The organism is Leifsonia sp. 21MFCrub1.1 (assembly GCF_900107895.1).
Taxonomy (GTDB): domain Bacteria; phylum Actinomycetota; class Actinomycetes; order Actinomycetales; family Microbacteriaceae; genus Leifsonia; species Leifsonia soli.
Window position 1 is genome coordinate 355,245 of record NZ_LT629867.1, and the last position, 21,495, is coordinate 376,739.

The 21,495-nt window shown below is 70.8% G+C and carries 22 protein-coding genes; 7 read left to right on the top strand and 15 right to left on the bottom strand.

Annotated features, from left to right (window positions below):
• Positions 1–34: 34 nt before the first annotated feature.
• Positions 35–1,471: an APC family permease gene (locus BLW09_RS01585; RefSeq protein ID WP_089907533.1), complete on the top strand. Its 1,437-nt coding sequence runs from the start codon at positions 35–37 to the stop codon at positions 1,469–1,471.
• Positions 1,472–1,634: 163 nt separating this feature from the next.
• On the opposite strand, the gene BLW09_RS01590 is transcribed toward BLW09_RS01585, so the two are convergent.
• The 6 genes from BLW09_RS01590 to BLW09_RS01615 form a co-directional block, all read right to left on the bottom strand.
• On the bottom strand, positions 1,635–2,102 hold the full coding sequence (locus BLW09_RS01590; RefSeq protein ID WP_089907537.1) for an SRPBCC family protein: 468 nt from the start codon (positions 2,100–2,102) through the stop codon (positions 1,635–1,637).
• A gap of 108 nt (positions 2,103–2,210) precedes the next feature.
• Complete coding sequence (locus BLW09_RS01595) at positions 2,211–3,023, bottom strand: ABC transporter permease (protein WP_089907540.1); 813 nt, start codon at positions 3,021–3,023, stop codon at positions 2,211–2,213.
• A 9-nt stretch (positions 3,024–3,032) separates the two neighbouring features.
• Positions 3,033–4,070, bottom strand: coding sequence for an aliphatic sulfonate ABC transporter substrate-binding protein (locus BLW09_RS01600; protein ID WP_089907543.1), 1,038 nt, complete (start codon positions 4,068–4,070; stop codon positions 3,033–3,035).
• Positions 4,071–4,182: 112 nt separating this feature from the next.
• Entirely contained in the window at positions 4,183–5,064 is an 882-nt protein-coding gene (locus BLW09_RS01605; protein ID WP_089907546.1) for an ABC transporter ATP-binding protein, read from the bottom strand.
• A 96-nt stretch (positions 5,065–5,160) separates the two neighbouring features.
• Positions 5,161–5,613 (bottom strand): DUF6264 family protein, encoded by a 453-nt coding sequence (locus tag BLW09_RS01610; protein WP_231946987.1) that lies wholly within the window; start codon positions 5,611–5,613, stop codon positions 5,161–5,163.
• Between the two features lie 13 nt (positions 5,614–5,626).
• Positions 5,627–6,475 carry an exodeoxyribonuclease III gene (locus tag BLW09_RS01615; protein WP_089907549.1) on the bottom strand — a complete coding sequence of 283 codons (849 nt, stop codon included), beginning with the start codon at positions 6,473–6,475 and terminating at the stop codon, positions 5,627–5,629.
• Between the two features lie 111 nt (positions 6,476–6,586).
• On the opposite strand from BLW09_RS01615, the gene pyrE reads away from it, so the two are divergent.
• Positions 6,587–7,141: an orotate phosphoribosyltransferase gene (gene pyrE / locus BLW09_RS01620; protein WP_089907552.1), complete on the top strand. Its 555-nt coding sequence runs from the start codon at positions 6,587–6,589 to the stop codon at positions 7,139–7,141.
• Entirely contained in the window at positions 7,141–9,960 is a 2,820-nt protein-coding gene (locus BLW09_RS01625; RefSeq protein WP_089907555.1) for a hypothetical protein, read from the top strand. Before pyrE ends, BLW09_RS01625 begins: the two co-directional genes overlap by 1 nt.
• A 36-nt stretch (positions 9,961–9,996) precedes the next feature.
• Here the strand turns inward: BLW09_RS01625 and BLW09_RS01630 are convergent, their stop codons facing one another.
• Both BLW09_RS01630 and BLW09_RS01635 read right to left on the bottom strand, forming a co-directional pair.
• Positions 9,997–10,548, bottom strand: coding sequence for a DUF4303 domain-containing protein (locus BLW09_RS01630; protein ID WP_089907559.1), 552 nt, complete (start codon positions 10,546–10,548; stop codon positions 9,997–9,999).
• 28 nt (positions 10,549–10,576) lie between these two features.
• Complete coding sequence (locus tag BLW09_RS01635) at positions 10,577–11,374, bottom strand: HAD-IIA family hydrolase (RefSeq protein WP_018192399.1); 798 nt, start codon at positions 11,372–11,374, stop codon at positions 10,577–10,579.
• A gap of 95 nt (positions 11,375–11,469) precedes the next feature.
• Between BLW09_RS01635 and BLW09_RS01640 the strand changes: the two genes are divergently transcribed.
• Positions 11,470–12,105: a TrmH family RNA methyltransferase gene (locus BLW09_RS01640; protein ID WP_089907563.1), complete on the top strand. Its 636-nt coding sequence runs from the start codon at positions 11,470–11,472 to the stop codon at positions 12,103–12,105.
• Here the strand turns inward: BLW09_RS01640 and BLW09_RS01645 are convergent.
• The 6 genes from BLW09_RS01645 to BLW09_RS01665 form a co-directional block, all read right to left on the bottom strand.
• A complete protein-coding gene (locus BLW09_RS01645) occupies positions 12,102–12,503 on the bottom strand; it encodes a DUF3052 family protein (RefSeq protein ID WP_089907566.1) in 402 nt (133 codons plus the stop codon). The two genes, BLW09_RS01640 and BLW09_RS01645, sit on opposite strands and share 4 nt — an antisense overlap.
• The gene (locus BLW09_RS01650; protein WP_089907570.1) at positions 12,500–13,339 is read right to left on the bottom strand and encodes a metallophosphoesterase family protein; all 840 of its coding nucleotides are present in this window, start codon (positions 13,337–13,339) and stop codon (positions 12,500–12,502) included. The genes BLW09_RS01645 and BLW09_RS01650 overlap by 4 nt, the downstream gene beginning before the upstream one ends.
• Before the next feature lie 67 nt (positions 13,340–13,406).
• Entirely contained in the window at positions 13,407–13,571 is a 165-nt protein-coding gene (locus BLW09_RS19025) for a hypothetical protein (protein ID WP_172824158.1), read from the bottom strand.
• Positions 13,572–13,662: 91 nt separating this feature from the next.
• Positions 13,663–15,516 (bottom strand): YhgE/Pip domain-containing protein, encoded by a 1,854-nt coding sequence (locus BLW09_RS01655; RefSeq protein WP_089907573.1) that lies wholly within the window; start codon positions 15,514–15,516, stop codon positions 13,663–13,665.
• A complete protein-coding gene (locus BLW09_RS01660; protein WP_089907577.1) occupies positions 15,513–16,211 on the bottom strand; it encodes a hypothetical protein in 699 nt (232 codons plus the stop codon). The genes BLW09_RS01655 and BLW09_RS01660 overlap by 4 nt, the downstream gene beginning before the upstream one ends.
• Positions 16,208–16,870 (bottom strand): TetR/AcrR family transcriptional regulator, encoded by a 663-nt coding sequence (locus BLW09_RS01665; RefSeq protein WP_089907580.1) that lies wholly within the window; start codon positions 16,868–16,870, stop codon positions 16,208–16,210. The genes BLW09_RS01660 and BLW09_RS01665 overlap by 4 nt, the downstream gene beginning before the upstream one ends.
• 119 nt (positions 16,871–16,989) lie before the next feature.
• On the opposite strand from BLW09_RS01665, the gene BLW09_RS01670 reads away from it, so the two are divergent.
• Entirely contained in the window at positions 16,990–18,276 is a 1,287-nt protein-coding gene (locus BLW09_RS01670) for an adenylosuccinate synthase (RefSeq protein WP_089907584.1), read from the top strand.
• A gap of 81 nt (positions 18,277–18,357) precedes the next feature.
• Complete coding sequence (locus tag BLW09_RS01675; RefSeq protein WP_089907587.1) at positions 18,358–19,710, top strand: MFS transporter; 1,353 nt, start codon at positions 18,358–18,360, stop codon at positions 19,708–19,710.
• Positions 19,711–19,777: 67 nt separating this feature from the next.
• On the opposite strand, the gene BLW09_RS01680 is transcribed toward BLW09_RS01675, so the two are convergent.
• Positions 19,778–21,064, bottom strand: a complete 1,287-nt coding sequence (locus tag BLW09_RS01680) for a GNAT family N-acetyltransferase (protein WP_089907590.1) — start codon at positions 21,062–21,064, stop codon at positions 19,778–19,780.
• Positions 21,065–21,155: 91 nt separating this feature from the next.
• On the opposite strand from BLW09_RS01680, the gene BLW09_RS01685 reads away from it, so the two are divergent.
• Positions 21,156–21,449, top strand: coding sequence for a hypothetical protein (locus BLW09_RS01685; protein ID WP_089907593.1), 294 nt, complete (start codon positions 21,156–21,158; stop codon positions 21,447–21,449).
• Positions 21,450–21,495 lie beyond the last annotated feature (46 nt).

Below are 21,495 nucleotides of genomic sequence, written 5' to 3' on the forward strand. Positions count from 1 at the left end.
TGGCTCCCCGAGCGAACGTCGAAGGGAGCCCAACGTGAGCGATCCGTCCTGGACCCAGGTGGTCAAGACCGTCGATCCGGACAAGTCCGAGCAGCCGGAGCTGAAACGGGCCCTCGGGCCGGGGCTCCTGCTCCTCTTCATCGTCGGCGACATCCTGGGGACGGGCGTCTACGCCCTCACCGGCCAGGTCGCGGCCGAGGTGGGTGGGGCGGCGTGGCTGCCGTTCCTGCTGGCGTTCGCCGTGGCGACCGTGACCGCCTTCTCCTACCTGGAGCTGGTGACCAAGTATCCTCAGGCGGCCGGAGCCGCGCTGTACACGCACAAGGCGTTCGGCATCCACTTCTTCACGTTCATCGTGTGCTTCATCGTCATGACCTCCGGCATCACGTCGGCATCGACGGCGTCGCGCGCGTTCGCCGTGAACCTGACGGTCGGCTTCGGCATCCCGGATGACAACCTCACGACACTGCTCATCGCCCTCGGCTTCATCGTGCTCATCATGCTGGTGAATCTGCGCGGGGTCTCCGAGAGCGTATGGCTGAACGTGGTGCTGACCCTCGTGGAGCTCTCCGGTCTGCTGCTCGTGATCTTCATCGGCCTGTGGGCGATCGGCGGCGGCAACGCGAACTGGTCACAGGTGGTGGCGTTCGAGACGCCGGAGGACAAGGGCGTGCTGCTGGCGGTGAGCACGGCGACGTCGCTCGCGTTCTTCGCGATGGTGGGGTTCGAGGACTCGGTCAACATGGCGGAGGAGACCAAGAACCCGAGTCGCATCTTCCCGAAGATGATGCTGAGCGGCCTCGGCATCGCCGCGGTGATCTACGTGCTGGTCTCGATCACCGTCGTCGCCCTCGTCCCGATCGGGGAGCTGGCCGGCAGTGAGACGCCCCTGGTCGCGGCGGTGGAGGCGGCAGCTCCGGGCTTCCCGATCAACGACCTGCTGCCGTTCATCTCGATGTTCGCGGTTGCCAACACGGCCCTCATCAACATGATGATGGCGAGCCGGCTGCTCTACGGCATGAGCCGCCAGAGCGTGCTGCCGCCCTTCCTGGCGAAGGTGTCGCCGAAGCGCCGGACGCCGTGGACGGCCATCCTGTTCACGACGGCCCTCGCCGTCGCCCTCATCATCTACGTCTCGCTCGACCCGAAGGGGTCGATCGTCGCCCTGCTCGGCGGTACGACCTCCCTGCTCCTGCTGGCCGTGTTCGCGGTGGTCAACGTGGCGGTGCTGGTGCTGCGCAAGCAGCCGGTGGACCACAAGCACTTCCGCTCGCCCACCGTGCTGCCCATTGTCGGCGCCATCACGTGCCTATACCTGGTGTTCCCGTGGACGTCCGGTCGGCCGGTCGGCCAGTACACGATCGCGCTCGGGCTGCTGGGCATCGGCATCCTGCTGTGGATCGTCGAACGGATCTACTCCGCGGCCGCACGCCGGCGGTCCACCCCCGAGAAGGTCGATTCGGCGCGCTGACGCGAGGCATCGTCGGTACGGAACGTTCACATCTCCGACGCGGCGCGGTGCGGATGGAGTTGAGCCCGAGCGTGCGTGTGATCTCCGACGGTGTGTGACACACGAGAACGGCGCCGGTGCGAATCGCACCGGCGCCGTCCTCGTGGTTCTGGGTCGAGGAGGATCAGACCGTGTCTCCGCGGTCGACCTCGCCGCGCCAGGCACCCGTCTCGGTGCCCTGCGACTCGATGAACTTCTTGAAGTTCTCGAGGTCCTTCTTGACGGCGTGGTCGTCCAGGCCGAATGCGGCGCCGATCTTCTCGAGCGCGTCGGACGGGGCCCATTCCAGCTGCACCGTCACCTTCGTCTCGGTGTCGGACAGGCGGTGGAACGTGACGACACCGGCGTGCTCGGTGTCTCCCGCGACGGACTTCCACGCGACGCGCTCGTCCGGGAGCTGCTCGGTTATCACGGTGTCGAACTGACGCTCCGCGCCACCGATCTTCACGCGCCAGTGGTTGGTGGTGTCGTCGACCTGGCGGATCTCCTCGACCTCGTCGAGGAAGTGCGGGAAGGACTCGAACTGGGTCCACTGGTTGTACGCCGTCGAGACCGGCACGTTCACGTCGATGGACTTGGTCACTGCAGCCATTACGGCTCCTTTCACTGCCTTCTGGTTTCGCAGTCGACGGTAGGCCGGGCGCAGGGCGGGTATAGGGCCTGGACTTCCCAGGCGGATCGTGCGGCAGCCGGAGGCGGTTCAGCCCCAGCGCCGGGCCGACCACCGCTCGAACAGCCCGAGCAGCGAGTCGGTGATGATGCCCAGGATCGCCAGCAGGATGATCGCCAGGAAGAGGCGGTCCGTCCGGCCGTTGTTCTGCGAGTCGTTGAGCAGGAAGCCGAGCCCCATCGACGAGGCGATCAGCTCGGCGGCAACCAGGAACAGCCACGACTGCGCCATCGCGAGCCGGAGCCCGGAGGTGACCGATGGCAAGACAGCGGGCAGCTGCACCGTGGTCAAGAGCCGGACGCCGTTCAGCCCGAATGCGCGTCCCGCCTCCACCAGGTGGCGGTCGACGTGTTTCAGCGCGGCGGCGACGGTGGTGTAGACGGGGAAGAACGCCCCGATCGCGATCAGGATGATCTTCGAGTCCTCGCCGATCTTGAACCACAGGATCAGCAGCGGTACCCAGGCGAGGGAGGGCACGGCCCGGATGGCCGCGAGCGTCGGGCTGAACAGCACGTCGGACCAGCGCGACAGCCCGACGAGGGCTCCGAGCAGGAGCCCGAGGGCCGCGCCGATCGCGAATCCGATGAGCACGCGCTGTGTCGAGATGGCGACGTACTGACCCAGGAGCCCCCGCTGGGCGAGGTCGACCGCGGCCTCCCACACCATCGCGGGCGACGGCAGCTGCGACGACGTGAAGGCACCGGAGGTCGACGCGAGCTGCCAGACCGCGAGCAGGACAACGGGGAGGACGAAGCCGGCGGCGATCCTCACCCCGCGACGCGACAGGACGGGCGTGCGTACGGCCGTCGTCGCGACGACCTCCGGTGCGTTGTGAACCGTCATCGGGATGCGTCAGCCTCCGATGGCGCTCGGGTCGGCCTTCTTCGCGAAGGACGGGTCGAGCAGGGAGTCGAGCGCCTTGTCGATGTCCGACTGCGACTTCACATCGTTGGACTCGACGAAGATCGGGCCGACCTTCTTGAGCACGGCGAGCTGCGCGGCACCGGGGACGTTCGAGACGTCGAGGTTGGTGCGCTCGGTGATCACCGTGGTGGCGACGGCGGGGTCGATCCCGGCGACGTCGGAGAGGATCTTCGCCGTCTCGTCGGGGTGCTTCTCGGCCCAGGCACGGGCGTACTCGTAGGTGTTCACGACGGTCTGCGCGACATCCGGCTTCGACTCGATGAACGACTCGGTGGCGTTCAGGAAGCCGTAGGTGTTGAACTTCACGTTGCGGTAGATGAGCTTGGCGCCCGACTTCTCGGCGTTCGCCATGATCGGGTCGAGCCCGCTCCACGCGTCGACCGAGCCGTTCTGCAGGGCGGCCCAGCCGTCGGCGTGCTGGAGGTTCTGGATGGTCACGTCCTTCGCCGAGAGCCCGTTGGCCTCGAGCGCCTGCAGCAGGAAGAAGTACGGGTCCGTGCCCTTGGTGGCGGCGACCTGCTTGCCCTTGAGGTCCTTGACCGAGGTGATGGTCGAGTTCGGGCCGACGACGATGGCCGACCACTCGGGCTGCGAGAAGATGTCGATCGTCTTGATCGGCGATCCGTTCGAGCGGGCGAGCAGCGCGGCGGAGCCGGCGGTCGAGCCGACGTCGATCGCGCCGGAGCGGAGCGCCTCGTTCGCCTTGTTGGAGCCGGCGGACTGCACCCAGTTGACGGTGATGTCCTGCTTCTTCAGCGCCTTCTCCAGCCAGCCCTCCTTCTTGATGACCAGGCTGAGCGGGTTGTAGGTCGCGAAGTCGATGGTGAGGGTCCCGCCCTTCGTCACTCCGGCCGAGTTGGTGGCGCCGGAGGCGGAGCCCTCGCCGGCGACGCAGCCGGTGAGCAGGAGACTGGCCGCCGCGACGATGCCGGCGGCGGCGGTCAGGATGGTGGGTCTGCGGCGCATGATGCCTCTTTCGGATGTCTGTGCGGGGGTGCGGCTGCGTGGGTGGTGCGGCGGTGCGGGTGGTGCGGCTGTGCGGGTGGTGCGGGTGGTGCGGCGGTGCAGGTGGCGCTGTTCAGTACGGGAAGACGGGGACGGTTGTCCGCTGCTCATCGCGGGCGCGGCCGTGGCGGTCGATACCGAGGCCGTCGAGCAGGTCGGCTCGCAGCTCCGCGAGTTCGGCCGACCCGCGGTCCCGTGGACGGGTTCCGGGGACGGTCGTGACGCTGCGGATGGTCGAGCCCGGCCGGCCGTCCTCGCCGCCCAGGAGGACCACACGGTCCGCGAGCTGCAGGGCCTCGTCGACGTCGTGCGTGACCAGCAGGATGGTGGCGGGCGCGGCGGCGTGGATGTCGAGGAGGAGGTCCTGCATCTTCAGCCGTGTCAGGGCGTCGAGAGCGCCGAACGGCTCGTCGAGCAGCAGCACTCCGGGGTTGCGGGCGAGAGCGCGGGCCAGCGACGCGCGCTGCGCCATGCCGCCCGACACCTCGCGCGGTCGCAGCGTCGCGGACGCCGTCAGCCCGACGAGGTCGAGCAGCTGGGCCACCCGCTGCCGTCCGTCGGCGCGGTCGAGGCCGCGGGGAAGACCGAGCGCGACGTTGTCGGCGATCGAGCGCCAGGGCAGCAGCCGCGGCTCCTGGAACCCCACGGCGCAGCGGGCATCGAATCCGGTGACGGCGCTCCCGTCGATGAGGGCGGCTCCGCCGGTGGGGGTGTCCAGGCCGCCGGCGATGCGCAGGAGGGTCGACTTGCCGCATCCGCTCGGGCCCAGGATCGCGACGACCTCGCCCGCGCGGATCTTGAGGGACACATCCCGCAGCACGGCGCGCTCGCCCGCAGCGGAGGCCTCCTGCTCCCGGTCCGCAGCGCGACGTCGTCCGGAAGGCCGCTCCGGCGCCGGGAACGAACGCGCGACGTCCGAGAACTCGACGGGGTAGGCGGAGGACGAGTCGGTCATGGTGCTCCGACGCTACCGACGAGTGCGCCGCGCCCGCTGGCCCGGCGCAACGCTTCGTAACGAAAGTTGATGCAGCGTCGTCCGGGAGGCGACAGGCTAGAGGGACGACCCCGGCACGCCTGAGATGACCAGTGCCGCGCCGCCGACCCAGACGCCCACCGCGAGCAGGATGCCGGCGATGGGAACCCAGAAGCTGATGCGGCGCACGATCAGCAGCACGACGGTCGCGACGACGGCGATCAGCGTGACCACGGCGGGTCCGAAGAGCGCGATGAAGAAGCCGGCCCCCATGCGTTCGGTGTCGCACACCGTCGATGCCCCGCACGGGTCGCTCGCGAACGCGAGGAAGAACGCGGCGAAGGTGAGGATGGCGGCGATCACGATGGCGATGACGAGCAGGATGATCGACGTCACCAGATCCCAGACGATCACCGGCCGGCGTGCGCGTGGCTGCGGGAAGCCCGGCTGCGGGAAGCCCGGCTGCGGCGCCGGGGAGCCGGGGTGACCGGCGTGGCCGGGGTATCCGGGCGGGGGAGGCGGCGTGCTCATCGGTTCCTGCCTGTCAGCCGAAGATCATCGGTCGGTCGTCGTCGTCGTCCGTCGCCGCGATGGGCGCCAGCTCGACGAGAACGGGGACGTGGTCGCTGGGGGCGTCTCCCTTCCGCTCGTTGCGGTGGATGCTCGCATCCACCACGCGGTCGGCGAAGGCGCGGGAGCCGAGGATGAAGTCGATGCGCAGGCCTTCGTTGCGCGGGAACCGCAGCTGCTTGTAGTCCCAGTATGTGTAGCCGTCCGGCACGATGGGGCGGACGACGTCGGTCAGCCCGACCTTCTCGAACGCGGCGAACGCCGTGCGCTCGGGCGGCGAGATGTGGGTCGAGACGCCGGGCACCAGGCTGGGGTCGCCGACATCGGAGTCGAGGGGCGCGACGTTCCAGTCGCCCATGAGTGCGAGCTGCAGACCGGGGTCGTCGGCGAGCCAGCGCTGAGTGTCGGCGGCGAGGGTGGCGAGCCAGTCGAGCTTGTAGACGTAGTGCGGATCGGCGAGCGACCGGCCGTTGGGCACGTACAGGCTCCAGAGGCGGATGCCCTCCACCGTCGCCCCGATCGCGCGCGCCTCCTTCGGGAGGTCGGGACCGTCGTGGTCTTTGAGGAACCCCGGCATGTCGGGGAACCCGATGGCGACGTCCTCCAGCGGCAGGCGGCTGGCGATGGCGACGCCGTTCCACTGGTTCAGGCCGTGCAGGACGACTTCGTAGCCCGCGTCCTCGAACGGCTGGTACGGGAACTGCTCCGGCTTGCACTTGATCTCCTGCATGGCGAGCACATCCACGTCTTCGCGGACCATCCAGTCGACGACGCGGCCCACGCGGGTGCGGATCGAGTTCACATTCCAGGTCGCGACGCGCATGCTCCGATCGTATCGGCCGCCGCCGACGTCCCCGGAGCCGCTCGGGTGCCGGTGGGAACGCCGACAGCCTGTGGAGAACTCCCGGGGGTCGGTGGGTTCCCCTCTAGAATCATGGATGTGACCGACGCACGACAGCAGCTCATCGACTACATCGCCGCCGAGGCCGTCTTCCACGGCGACTTCACGCTCACCAGCGGCAAGAAGGCGAGCTACTACGTCGACCTGCGCAAGGTCAGCCTCGACCACCGCGTTGCACCCCTCATCGGCCAGGTGATGATCGACCTCATCCGTGACATCCCCGACGTCTTCGCCGTCGGCGGCATGACGATGGGCGCCGACCCCGTGGCCGCGGCCATCCTGCACCAGGGGGCGGCTCAGGGTCTCGGCTACGACGCCTTCGTGGTGCGCAAAGAGCCGAAGGACCACGGGCGCGGCAAGCAGGTCGAGGGCCCGGACCTCGAGGGCAAGCGCGTGATCGTGCTCGAAGACACCTCCACCACCGGTGGCTCGCCGCTCAAGGCGGCCGAGGCGCTGCGCGCGGTCGGCGCAGAGATCGCGGCCGTCGCCGTCGTGGTCGACCGCGACACCGGGGCCCGCGAGGCCATCGAGGCCGCCGGCTACCCGTACTACGCCGCCATCGGCCTGAAGGACCTGGGGCTGGCGTAGTGTCCGACGAGCGCGGGAGGGGCGCTGCGGACGACGGACGTCCGCGCGAAGAACGGGATACCCCCGTCCCGCCGGAACAGCCGGATGCGGCGGAGCCCGAGTTCGGCAGCGCCGACTGGCTGCTGCAGCAGCTGACCGGCGGTCGTCACGTCGATCGCCCGGATGACGCCGGCGACACAGACGACGCCGGCGACACAGACGACGCGGGCGACACAGACGGCGCCCCCGCGGACGGCGCTCCGAGCGAACACACGGGACATGAGGTCGAGGCGGAACCCGCAGCGGCCGAGCCCGGCCCCGCGTCTTCGGCTGCGGAGCAGGCCGCATGGCCGTTCGCTCCGCCCGTCGCGCCGTCGGACGCCGAGCCTGCCGCGCCCGCACCCGCCGAGCCGGCTCGGCCGGACCAGCCGGCGCCGTTCGACGAACTGCTGGGGAGCGCGATCGAGGAGCCGGAGGCCGCGGAGGAGTCGCCGACCGAGTTCCCTGTCGCCTTCAGCTGGAACCTCACGCCCGGTGTCGGCGCCGATCCCCTGGTCGAGAAGGAGGAGCCCGCCGGCCCGCCGCCGCCCGCGGCAGCGGACGCCGAGCAGACCGATTCGACTCCGGCCGATCCCACGCCCACCGCCCTCTTCGTGCCGGTCGGCGGGGAGCCGGTGGACGTCGAGCCGGTGGGCGTCGAGGCGGTCGCCGATGAACCGGTCGGTGTCGAGCCGTCGCCCATCGCGCCGTCGCCCATCGCGCCGACCGGTGTCGAGCCGTCCGCTGTCGAGCCGTCGGCCGAGGGGCCCACGGCGCCCGTCGCAGCCGCTCCCTCGGTGGAGCCGGAGCCGGAGCCGGAGCCCGACGCCGAGCCGCCGCTCATCCCTCCCGTCTTCCGGTCCACGTTCGTCGAGCCGGCGGCCCCCGGCTCGGCAGGCATCTTCGCGCCGTCCGTCACCCCAGAGGAGCCGTCGACGCCCGAGCCGATCGAGGACGAGGAGCCGCCTGCGGCGGTCCGGTCCTGGGTGATCGAACCGGCGCTCCCGGCACCGGCACGGGCCCCCGAGCCGGAGAAGCCGCGGACCATCTTCGACGCGCCCGAGATCCCCGCCGCCGACGACGTGGATGCGGACGAGCAGGAGGGCCACGGCCTGGCCGCTCTGCTGGGCTTCGGCGCACCGGAATCGGATGCTCCGTCCGGTCGGTCCGTCATCGGCGACACGACGAGCGTCATCCCGATCGACCCGTCCGCGTTCACGCGGCCCCCCGCGCCCGCCGAGCCGCCCGCGACCCCCATCGGCGACGCCATCCTGCCTCCGGCCCCGTCCCCCGGGGACGAAACCCCCGGGGACTCGCCCGCGCCCTTCCACCAGCCGGTCCTTCCGCCGATCGATGCCGCCGCGCTCTTCGAGCCGCCCATCGAGACGCCGGCGCAGCGGCAGGACGCGGCCGAGATCGCCGACCTGCTGCGCGCGCCGCACGAGGAGCCCGCGCTCACCACGCCGCCCGCCTGGCCGCCGATCGAAGAGCCGGAGGTCGCGGCTTCGGTCGCTGCGACCCCGACCGACGGTCCGGACGCGGTCGATGTTCCGACGCAGCAGCTCGACACCTCCGAGATCGCCGCGCTGCTGCGCGACGAGCCTGTTGCGCCGCTCCCGCCTTCTCCCGCCTTCCCGGCCGCGGAGGCCGAGCTGGCGATGGGCGGCCTGCCGTCGCCGGCGACGAGCCCCATCGACGCGGAGAGCATCGCGAGCGCCTCGGAGCCGGAGCTCTTCGCTCCTGAGCCGCCGGCACTCGAGCCCGACGACATCGAGGCGGAGGAGTCGAACGGGCTGGCCGAGCTGTTCGGCGACGTGGCGGAAGAGCCGGATGCTGACGCCGAGCTCACGAGCGACGCTGAGCCCCAGAGCGACGCCGGCAGGCCCGCGGATCTCGGATCGGAAGTGCCCGCGGACGAGAACCCGCGCGAGCCGTTCGACGAAGCACCCGAACCCGCAGCCGCTGTCGAAGGGCCGCAGCTGGCCGCGACCACTCCGTTCACGTTCGCGCAGGACGTGCCTTCCGCCCCGACCGCGCCGATGCCGCGGACAGCAGAGCCGGCGGCGTCCACGGCCGCCGGCGCCTCCGCAGCAGCCGGCTCAGCGACGGCCGGCGCCGAAGCGGCGTCCGCAGCCGCGGCGACGGGCGACGGCACGGCGCCTCCCGCCGCCCCGACCGGAGGCGGCCTCTGGGGTTCGCGCAACAACCGCATCCTCTTCACCGTCGCCGGTGCCGTCGCGATCCTGCTCGTCCTCATCGGGCTCTTCGCCATCGGCACGCGCATCCCGTCGTGGCTCGGCGCAGGCGCGCCCGCCCCTGCCGCGTCCGCACCGGCCTCCGCACGGGCGAGCGCCACTCCCACCCCGACGCCCACTCCCGTTCCGACGGTGACGCCCAAACCGGCCGCTGCCGTCGGGCCGGGGACGCATCCCTGGGATGCACTGGGCGGCGGCGAGTGCGTCCAGCCGTTCACCACGGTGTGGGCGGAGGAGTTCACGGTCGTCGACTGCACCGCTCCGCACACCGCGCAGCTCGTCTACACGAACCTGCTCTCCGCCGACCCCGCGGCGCCGTACCCGGGCGCGGACGCCCTGGCGCAGCAGATTCCGGGCCTCTGCACCGCCGGGGGCGTCATCGACCTGGGCGCGGCGGCCGCCTACCCCGACCTTCAGGTCGTCGGCTCCTTCCCCGCGACGGAGGCACAGTGGAAGTCCGGCCAGCGGTCGTACTACTGCTTCGCATCCCGCGCGGGCGGTGAGCCGCTCACCTCGTCGGTGGCCGGCCCCGGCCCTGCCGCCTGACCGTTCGATGGCGTCGATGCGTCGGCGCGTCGTCCGTCAGCCGACACCGCCGTCCGGCGCCACGTCGCTCTCGTAACGGACGAGGGCGGTCGGTGGGTTGATCCGTCGCGCCGACGCGAGCAGGTCGACATCCGTGTCGTGACCCGGCGTCGTGACGTTCAGCACGACGGCGTCGCGGGCGGCCCCGCCGCCGAAGAACCCTTCCGCGTCCAGGTCGGCGAGCGCTCCGATCATGGCGTCCAGCAGGGCGGCCGTGAGTTCGGGCGTGCGATCGTACGGACCATCGAACGCGTCGAACAGCAGCTCGACCTCCACGAACAGGGAGTCGCCGTAGAGGTCGTAGGGGGAGTCGTTCACGGCCCAGCGCAGCTCGTCGGCAGCCACCTCGACGCCCTCGGCGCGGCAGTGCTCGACCGCCCGCTCCAGCCCCTCGAACGAGCAGGCCGTCGGGGCCGGGCGGTGGGCGAGCGGTGTCGTCCAGAGACCGAAGTAGTAGAAGGTCTCGTCGGGACGCTCAGCGCGGAGAGCGGTCCACGCCGAACGGGCCGCACAGCGGAGCGCCGAGCGGATCTGCGCGACGTCGTCCACCGTGCGGCCCGGGTCCGTGCCCGGCGCTTCAGAGCTCGGTCTCGATGGGCTCCCGCACGACCAGCTCGTCGACGCCGCGGAGCACCTCGTCCGGGCGGAACGGGTACCGCTCGATCTCGCTGCGGTCGCTGATACCGGTGAGCACGAGGATGGTGTGCAGCCCCGCCTCGATGCCGGCCACGACGTCCGTGTCCATCCGGTCGCCGATCATGGCCGTGTTCTCCGAGTGAGCGCCGATGCGGTTCATCGCCGACCGGAACATCATCGGGTTCGGCTTGCCGACCACGTACGGGTCGCGGCCGGTCGCCTTGGTGATCATCGCCGTGACCGCGCCCGTCGCCGGCAGGGGGCCTTCCGCGCTCGGGCCGGTCGCGTCGGGGTTCGTGGAGATGAACCGCGCGCCCTTGCCGATGAGGCGGATGGCCTTGGTGATCGCATCGAAGGAGTAGCTGCGCGTCTCGCCGACGACGACGTAGTCCGGGTTGGTGTCCGTCATGATGAAGCCGGCCTCGTGCAGCGCGGTGGTGAGCCCGGCCTCGCCGATCACGTAGGCGGTGCCGCCGGGCATCTGCGACTTGAGGAAGTCGGCGGTCGCCAGCGCCGAGGTCCAGATGGACTCCTCGGGCACGTCGAGGCCGGAGGTGCGCAGCCGGGCCGCCAGGTCGCGCGGCGTGAAGATGGAGTTGTTGGTGAGCACCAGGAAGGGCGTGCCCTGGTCGCGCCACTGCTGGATGAGGTCGGACGCGCCGGGGAGGGCCTGGTTCTCGTGGACGAGGACGCCGTCCATGTCGGTGAGCCAGCATTCGATCTCGTCGCGACGCGTCACGTGGGACCCCTTTCACCGGGAGGCGGATGCTTCCAGCTTAGGGGCCGCACCCCGCGCGCGGTGAGGCGGACACCGGCGGTGGATACGCTGAAGCTGTGGATGAGACGGCGAACCCGACGCACGAGCTGACGACCAACGGCGTCGGGCCGTGGCCGGGCGAATGGCCGGACGACCCGCGCTACGACACCGACCTCCTGCGCCACGGCGACACGCGCAATGTGATCGACCGCTACCGCTACTGGACGATGGAGGCGATCGTCGCCGACCTGGACCAGCACCGCCACCCGTTCCACGTCGCCATCGAGAACTGGCAGCACGACATGAACATCGGGTCGATCGTGCGCAGCGCCAACGCGTTCGCGGCCGACACCGTCCACATCATCGGCCGGCGTCGCTGGAACAAGCGCGGCGCCATGGTCACCGACCGCTACCAGCACGTGGTGCACCACGACGACGTCGCCGGGTTCGTGGCCTGGGCGCGCAGCGAGGGCCTTCCCCTCATCGCGATCGACAACGTCCCGGGCTCGGTCAGGATCGAGACCTTCTCATTCCCGCGCTCGTGCGTCCTGCTGTTCGGCCAGGAGGGACCCGGCCTGTCGACGGATGCACTGACGGCGGCGGATGCCGTTGTCGAGATCTCGCAGTTCGGTTCGACGCGCTCGATCAACGCCTCCGCGGCGGCGGCCGTCGCCATGCACGGGTGGATCCGCCAGCACGTCGCCTTCGGCTAGCGGTTCTCCCGCCGCCAGACGAGCTTGAGCCCCGACCAGTCCTCGTCCACGGCAGCCACCTTCACATCGACGAGCCCGCGTTCGAGCGCCGCATCGCGGATCAGGTTCTCGGTGAGGTCGCTCACGTGCCCTGCCGCCTTGCGCGGCCAGGCCGCCCACACCATCCCGTCGGGGCGGATGCGCTGCCCCAGCTCGTCGAGCTCGGAGAGGAACGCCGCCGCCTCGCGGTAGAACGCGAGGATGAGCCCGCTCTGGCCGCTGTCGGTCCACTCGACCTCGGGCGCGCCGTCGAGGGGGATGCTCCACCCGCGGTCGGCGTGGAGCACGCTCACGCGCATGCCGGGCTTCAGCCCCAGCTTCTTCCAGAGCGGGGTGCCCGAGTACCCGGCGGGCGTCATCCGCGCCAGCCGGCGTCGTCGGCGATGCGCTGGACGCCCGCGGCATCCAGGTCGTAGACGGTCTCGCCGTCGTCCGGCGCCGGTGCGGACACGAGGTGCGCCCGGGCCGGACCGTCGTCGGGCAGCTGCACCCACGCGAAGCCCGCACCGCGCACTGCGCGTTCCCGCGGCGCCGGCCACAGCACATCGGTGGTGTTCGCGACCGCGGGCGCGACGACGACGGGGATGCCGGCCGGACCCGCCTCCGTCACCAGACCGTGGTGGTAGTGCCCGGCGAGGACGAGGCGCACATCCCCTTCGCTGAGCGTGTCGAGCAGCGGCTGGGAGTCGATGAGGCGGAGGGACTCGAACAGCACCGTGGTGGGCGCGACCGGCGGATGGTGGAGCACCACGACCGTCCCGCTCTCGGACGGCGTGGCGAGCAGATCGCGCAGCCGGTCGAGCTGCGCCTCCTCCACCCGGCCGTAGCCGGCGAGCGGCACGCTCGTGTCCACGGTCACCACCCGGAAGCCGCGAACGGTCGTCTCGGTCTCGCGGGCGCCGAGCACCTCCTCGAACCCGTCGGGGAGGTCGTGGTTGCCCATCGCGTAGACCACCGCCGCCCCGCGCTCGGCCGCCCACGGCTCGAGCGTCGCCTTCAGTTTCCGGTAGGAGGCCGCCGTCCCGTCGTCCGAGAGGTCGCCGGAGGCGACGATGAGGTCGACCTCCGCCAGGGACGCCGCCCGGGCGAGCACCCGATCGAGCGCGGCCAGCGTGTCCACGATCCCGTAGTGCAGCCGACCGTCGCCGTACAGATGCGTGTCGGAGAGGTGGAGGATGCGCAGCGTATCGGTCACGCCGCCACCCTAGCGCCGGCCACCGTCGCCGGAGGTCGTCGCCCGTCCCGCCGCGCGGGACCGCCGGTCACTCGGTGTCGAGCGCCTGGATGAGGGAGTCGACCGCCGTGATGAGGTTGTGCAGCGCCTGGCGCTCGATCGAGTCCTCCGGCAGCTTCTGGATGTCGTAGCTGGCGGCGCTCGCCGACTGCCGGGCCTGCGCGAGCGCTGCCTGGACTTCGAGATCGGCCATGTCGTCCTCCTCGGTTGCGGGTGCTGTCTGCCGCCACCCTAGTGCGGGCGGCGGCCCGACCACCAGAGCCGTGTGGCCTTCCGCGCTCCGCCTACCCGATGAGCGACGGGCGGAGGTCGCGCAGGGTCCGGAAGTGCGTCATCCGCGTCACTCCGATCGCCGCGATGAGCAGGGCGATCAGCATCCACAGCGCCAGCACTCCCGCATCCGCCCAGGCCGTGGCCGGGTTGCCGCCGTACATCAGCTGGCGGATGCCGTCCACCGCGTACGACATCGGCAGCACATGGTGCAGCGACGCGAGCGGGCCGGGGAGGGTCTGCCACGGGAACGTGCCCCCCGCGGTGACGAGCTGCAGCACCATCAGCACGAGTCCGAGGAACTGCCCGACGCTGCCGAGCCACACGTTGAGCGCGAGGATGATCGCCGCGAACGTGACGGACGCCAGCCCCATCAGCCCGTACATCCCGACCGGGTTGTCGATGCGGAAGCCGAGGGCGCCGGAGACGATCGCGAACAGCCCGATCATCTGGATGGCACCGAGCAGGCCGGGGGTGAGCCAGCCCGCGAGCGTGATCTTGATGGGCGAGTGCAGGGCGGTGATCGCCCGGCGCGAGACCGGCTTGACGATGAGGAAGAGCGCGTAGATGCCGATCCACGCGGCCAGGGCGACGAAGAAGGGCGCGAGGCCGGCGCCGTACGTGCCGGCGGAGGTGATCGAGTCGTTCTTCAGGTTCACCGGGTCGGCGATCGTGGACGCCTGCTTCTTCTGCAGGCTGGGGGAGTTGTCCGGGATGCGGTCGACCCCCGACTTCAGCCCGTCGCGCAGCTGGGTGGTGCCGTCGTGCAGGGTGGTCAGGCCGTCGCGCAGCTGGGCGGCGCCGCTCGCGGCGGTCGACGCGCCGGACGCCAGCTGCGACGCGCCGGCGGCGGCCTGCTGCGACCCGGAGGCGACCTGGGATGCCCCACTTGCGACCTGGCCCGCGCCTGCGGAGAGCTGGTTGATCTGCCCGACAGCGCTCTGGATCTGCGTGTTGCCCGACTGCACCTTCGTGTCGAGGTCGCCGAGCACCGCCTTCACCTGGGCGAGCTGGGCCTCGGTCGCCCCCGCGGCCGCGAGCCGGTTCAGCAGGTCCTGCTGCGCGGCGGGCGCGGCCGCGGCGATCTGCGATGCCGCGGCTGCGGCCTCATCCGCCTTCGCCGCCAGCTGCTGGTTGCCCGAGGCCACCTGCGCAGCTCCGTCGCTCACCTGCTGGGCGCCGGAGGCCAGCTCGCCGAGCTTGCCCGCGAGCTCCTGCGAGCCCGAGGAGAGCTGCGCGGTGCCGTCGGCGAGCTGCGATGCGCCGGACTGTGCGGTCGCACTGCCGTCGACCAGCTGGTTCGCGCCGTCGACGGCGGTGACCAGGTTGGAGCGGATGTCGGCGAGCCCGACGAGGAACTGCTTCGCCGCCTGCTCATTCACCTGCTTCACGATCGAGGTGCGGATCTTCTCCGCCGCCTGCGTTCCGATGGTGGAGGCGAGGTAGCTGTTGGTGTCGTTCGTCGTCAGCGTGACGACGGCGCGGTGCGGCGCGGTGCCGGAGGCGGAGGCCAGGGCCGAGGAGAAGTCCTTCGGGAACGTGATGCTGAAGTCGTACTTCGAGTCGTCGACCCCGCTCGCCGCCGAGCTCTTCTCCACCCGGTGCCACTGGAACGAGCCGTCGGTGATCAGCTGGTCGGCCACGTCGTCGCCGTAGTTCACGGTCTTCCCGTCGACGGTCGTGCCCGCGTCGTCCACCACGATGGCCGCCGGGATGCGGTCCAGGTTCGCGTACGGGTTCTGGTTGGCCCACAGGTAGAGGCCTCCGTAGAGCACGGGGACGCACATCAGGGCGATGAGCGCCACGATCGACATCGGGCTGGCGGTGAGACGGCGGAACTCCGCCGCGATCATCTGCGGGATCTTCATGCGCCTTCTTCGTTCGGCTGGGTCATGATCAGGTCGGGGAGCTCGTCGGTGTCGTCCCGGCCGGGGTCTTCGTCGAAGGTGTTCTGAGCGGTCTCGTCGAAACGCTCGACCAGGGACGCGGCGGCGATGGCCGCGGCGGACGCGTCGCCGGCGACGACCAGCACCGCCGTGTCGCGGCCGGCCAGCTCGCGGGCGAACCGCCACCATTCGACGGGGTCGCCGCCGTGCCGGTCGGGGGAGACGATGACGAGCGCATCCACCCCTTTCCGGAGGAGCGCGAGCTCGGCCAGCAGCCGGATGCGCACGGTGGGCGGCACGGTTCCGATCGCGGAGCGGGCCCATTCGGAGGCGCCGAGGTCGCGCAGGCAGCGCCCGACGGCGACGGGATGCGACGCGCGCCCCGCGAACATCAGCTCTTCTGCGACGATGCCGGCGACGGTCACGTCCGACGCGGGCTCGGAGACGTCGGGGGCGTCGACGAGGGCGATCCGGCGGCGCATCGCCGCGTAGTCGGTGCTGCCGTCGATGGTGACGCCGCCCGCGTCGGGGCGCATCCGCCCGGAGGCGATCAGCCCGAGGACGGTCGGTCGCTGCTCCGTCTCGGCGCGGGCGAGGGATGCGCGTCCGCTCTCGAACGTCGCCGACGTCGGTGGGAGCGCCGCGCCCTTGGCGACCTGGTCCAGGACGACCTTCATCGCTCCGCCTCGTCCTCTGTCGTGTCCGCGGGGGCCGTGAACGCCAGTTCGGGGGTGGATGCGATCAGCTCGCCGGCCTCGCGCCAGCCCATCCCGGCGGCGCCGAGCCCGGCCAGCATCACCAGGCGGTGGCCGGCCTCGGGGCTGAGACGGGCGCGGGTGGCCTCGTCGAGCACCGAGACGGCGGCGTTCTCGATGAGCCGCGTCGTGGTCTCGCGGTCGAGGTCGGTGCGGATGCGGCCGGACTCCATCCCGCGACGCACGGTGTCGCGCAGGCGCTCCCGCGCGGGGTCGAGCGCGGTGCCGACCATCTCGCGGTGCGGGCCGCGCACCGCGAGGGCCGCACTGACGCGGACGTGCTCGACCTCGGCCCAGAGCGTCGCGCCGAACAGCGCGATCTCGACGAGCGGGTCGGGATGCGACACCGGGTCGAGCAGGGCGGCGAGGCGGCGGGCGCCGCGCGTGAACACCTCGACGAGCAGCTCGTCGCGCGTGGCGAAGTGCCCGTAGACGGCGCGGCGACTCAGGCCGGCGCGGGCGGCGATGTTCTCGAGCGACGCGTCGATGTCCTCGTTGAGGGCGATGGCGGCCGCACCGAGGATGGCCTCGCGGTTGGCCGTGGCGTCGCGGCGCGGTGCGCGGGTGGATGGGGTGGGCATGCATCCAGTGTACGCCCTTCTTGCACAGTTGTGTGCAACTTCGTGGGTCGCGATAGGATCGAGTGCGACGGTCGTCCGCGTGGCGCCGACGTGTTCCAACCACCGAGAGGACGTGAAACGTGCCCGCGATCGTGATCATCGGCGCCCAGTGGGGTGACGAAGGCAAAGGCAAGGCGACCGACGTCCTGGGAAGCCGCATCGACTACGTCGTCAAGTTCAATGGCGGCAACAACGCCGGCCACACCGTCGTCGTCGGCAATGAGAAGTACGCCTTGCACCTGCTGCCCTCCGGCATACTCACCGAGGGCGTCACGCCCGTCATCGCGAACGGCGTCGTCGTCGACATCGAGGTCCTGTTCGAGGAGCTCGACGCCCTGATCGCCCGCGGCGTCGACGTCTCGCGCCTCAAGGTCAGCTCGAACGCCCACGTCATCACCTCGTACCACCGCACGATCGACAAGGTGACGGAGCGCTTTCTCGGCAAGCGCCAGATCGGCACCACCGGCCGCGGGATCGGGCCGACGTACGCCGACAAGATCAACCGCGTCGGCATCCGCATCCAGGACCTCTTCGACGAGAACATCCTCCGGCAGAAGGTCGAGGGAGCCCTCGACCAGAAGAACCACCTGCTGGTGAAGGTCTACAACCGCCGGGCGATCACGGTCGACGAGGTCGTCGAGCAGCTGCTCGAGTACTCCGAGCGCCTGCGCCCGATGGTCGTCGACAGCTCCCTCCTGCTGAACCAGGCACTCGAGGAGGGCAAGTACGTGCTCTTCGAGGGCGGCCAGGCGACGATGCTGGATGTGGACCACGGCACCTACCCGTTCGTCACCTCCTCCAACTCCACCGCCGGCGGCGCCGCGACCGGCTCGGGCATCGGCCCCAACCGGATCGACCGCGTCATCGGCATCGTCAAGGCGTACACGACGAGGGTCGGGGCCGGCCCGTTCCCGACCGAGCTGTTCGACGAGTGGGGCGAGTTCCTGCGCGAGCGCGGGTTCGAGTTCGGCACCACGACGGGTCGCCCACGACGCACCGGCTGGTACGACGCTCCCGTCGCCCGGTACACCGCGCGTGTGAACGGCGTGACGGACTTCGTGCTGACCAAGCTGGACACCCTCACCGGCATCGAGCGCATCCCGGTCGCGGTCGCCTACGACGTCGACGGCGTCCGCCACGACGAGGTGCCCGCCTCGCAGAGCGACTTCCACCACGCGACGCCCATCTACGAGGAGTTCCCCGGCTGGACCGAGGACATCAGCGGCGCCCGCACGTTCGAGGATCTCCCGAAGAACGCGCAGGATTACGTGCTGGCACTGGAGAGCCTTTCCGGCGCCCGGATCTCCGCGATCGGCGTCGGGCCTGCGCGCGATCAGATCGTGGTGCGTCACGACCTGATCGACTGATTTCCCGTCGGCGCGTCATGATGCGTGCCGGCCGTCCGTCTTCGTAGGTACAACCGTTCTATTTGTGCCGATGGAGACGCAATGTCCAGCAATACCCCTGTCATCCGACCGCAGACGCTTCGGCGGGCGATCTCGAACACACTGAAAGGCTCGGCCGGCAACCTCGTCGAGTGGTACGACGTCTACGTCTACTCGGTGTTCGCGGTCTACTTCGAGAAGCAGTTCTTCTCACCGCAGCAATCCGGCTCCCAGCTCTACGTGTGGGCGATCTTCGCCGTCACCTTCCTGATGCGTCCGGTCGGCTCGCTCGTCTTCGGTCGGATCGCCGACCGCTACGGGCGCCGGACGGCGCTCACCGCATCCATCACCCTGATGGCGTGCTGTTCGCTCGGGGTGGCGCTCATCCCCACGCACGACGTGATCGGCGTCTGGGCGGCGGTGGCGCTTGTGGTCTTCCGGCTCGCGCAGGGCATGGCGACCGGCGGCGAGTACGGCGCGAGCGCGACGTACATGTCCGAGGCGGCCCCGGCGGGCCGGCGCGGATTCTTCTCGTCGTTCCAGTACGTCACTCTGGTGGGCGGGCATGTCCTCGCGCAGGCCACTCTGCTCGTCATGGTGGTGACGCTGCCGACCCCGGCGATCGAGTCGTGGGGCTGGCGTGTGGCGTTCGCGATCGGCGGCGTCGCGGCCGTGGTGGTGTTCTGGCTGCGCAGGTCGATGGACGAGTCGCTCAGCACGGTCGCGATCGCCGCGGTCCGCACCGGGCAGCGCAGCTCCGCCGGCACGCTGCGCGAGCTGTTCCGGAACAACACCAAGCCGCTGATCCTGTGCTTCCTGATCACCATGGGCGGCACGCTCGCCTTCTACGCGTACACGGTCAACGGTCCGAAGATCATCCAGGCGGGCCTCGGCACCTCGAGTGTCGTCCAGAGCACGCTGGTCAACCTGGCCGCCCTCGTCGGGCTCATGCTGCTGCAGCCGCTCGGCGGCTGGCTGAGCGACCGCATCGGCCGCAAGCCGCTGCTGGTGTTCTTCGGCATCGGAGGTGTCGCGTACACCTGGTTCCTCTACACCGCGCTCCCGTCGGCGACGACCCCGTTCACCGCGTTCGCGATCCTGTTCGGCGGGTTCATCATCCTCACCGGCTACACCTCGATCAACGCGATCGTGAAGGCGGAGCTCTTCCCGTCGAACATCCGCGCCCTCGGCGTGGGCTTCGGCTACGCCGTCGCCAACTCGGTCTTCGGCGGAACGGCGCCGCTGCTGTTCAGCGCCGCGAAGGAGGCGGGTGAACTGACCCTGTTCATCGGCTACGTGACGGTCGTCATCGCGGCGAGCCTGATCGTCTACGTCTTCGCTCTCAGCAACCGTCCCTCGACGATGCTCGACCAGCCGGAGACCACCACGAGCGAGCCCGACCTGGTCGCCCGCTGAGACCCCGCCTCGGGCCGGCCGAACCTCGGCCGGCCTGGGGCGGTCATTCGCTCAGTCCGCTGCGTGTTCAGAACCAGGTGCTGAGCCGCGGGGGCACCGCCGTGCGGAAGATCCGGTCGAGCGCCGCGACGTCGCCGTGGATGCGTCCCGCCACCGCCAGCCCGCGCGCGGTGTCGTGCCCGAGGTACACGCTGCCCAGCGCGCTGACCGGCAGGCTCACGTCCGCCGCGTCGCCCGTCGTCACCACCTCCGCGCGGCCGTCCGCCACCGTGATCCGGTAGCGTCCGGCGGCGATCCCGAGGTCGTCGGCGACGTCGAGCACCAGCGACCCGTCTCGCTCGTACGAGCGCGCCTGCAGAGCCGCAGGGACATCCAGGATGCGCACCCACAGGTGGTCCTCGACGTCTGTGACGGTCGCACCGCGGATGTCCGAGACGAGGGCCGGGAGCGGCTCGTCGACCCCGCGGGTCCAGATCTTCACGCGGGCGACCAGGTCGAGCTCGAAGAGATACCGCCAGAGTGCTGTGAGCGCCTCGTCGGTCGCCGCCGCCAGGTAGTTCACCTCCACCGTGTGGCGCGTGAAGTCGTCCGCCTCGTCGTCCTTGACCGTGTACGAGACGAAGCCCTCCGGCTCGCCTTCCGGGGAGTCGTAGCGCACCAGCCGGTACTTCTCCGCATCCGGGTCGCCCTTGAGCGGACCGATCAGCCGGTGGGCGAGGTAGGGCTCGAGCGCGATCTCGCCGGCGCGGGCCGCCATTACCCGGTCGAGCACGCGCTCGCCGGTCTCGCGGTACTCCTCCGCGTCGGTGAACGACAGCCGGCCGGTGGTCTCCGCGCCGGCCCAGCGCACGCGCTTGGTGTCGATGCTCCACGCGGTCGCGAAGGTCGCCGGTCCGAATCCCCAGCGGCCGTAGATGACCGACTCGGAGACGGTCAGGATGGCGAGGGGGACACCGAGCGCGTGGGCGGTGCGCAGCTCGCCGCCGAGCAGCGCCGTGGCGATGCGGCGCCGGCGGTGGGTCGGCGCGACGGTGACCGAGCTGATGGCCCAGGCGTCCACCCGGCCACCGCCGGGAACGGTCAGCGGGGCGACCCACGAGTTGACGGTGCCGACGGGCTCCCCAGACGGGATGGCGTCGTCGTACACGCCGGTGGTGCGGCGGCCGGCCAGGTAGCCGCGGGCCTCCTCCAGCACGTCGTCCTTCGGCCGGCCGCTGTGGAACCCGCGGAAGTCGGCGCGGATCCACCCGTCGAAGGCCGCGGCGTCGCTCGTGTCCACGAGGGTCAGGCGCAGGCCTCCCGCGGCCAGGTCGCGCTCGGAGGTCGGATCGATGGGCTGAGTGAGGAAGTCCATCCCTTCACCGTATCGGGCGGCCCGGCGGCACGGGAGGGGCCGCCCCCTCGATGCGGACAGGATCCGGTCAGCGGTCGGGTAGCGTTGAAGCATGAAGGTGCGCGGTCTCATCCAGAGCAGCGAGACGCGGGAGCTCACCGCCGAGGCGGACGACGCGGCGTCGGCCCGCGCGCTCATCGAGGAGCAGGTGCCCGACGGGTTCGACCTGGTGCAGGTCCACAACGCGATGCCCCGCGGAGGCCGGGTCATCGCAACGGCCGTCATCCGGCCGTCCGCCGTCGAGGAGATCGAGGCCGAAGGCTCGGACTACGCCGCCGCCCGGGATGCCCTGCGCTCCCAGGTGCCCTCGACGCACCTCCTGCTCTCCACCGTCGTCCTGCCCTGACACACCGACAGCTCCTGAGTTTTTCGCACGAACCGCGACGATTCGT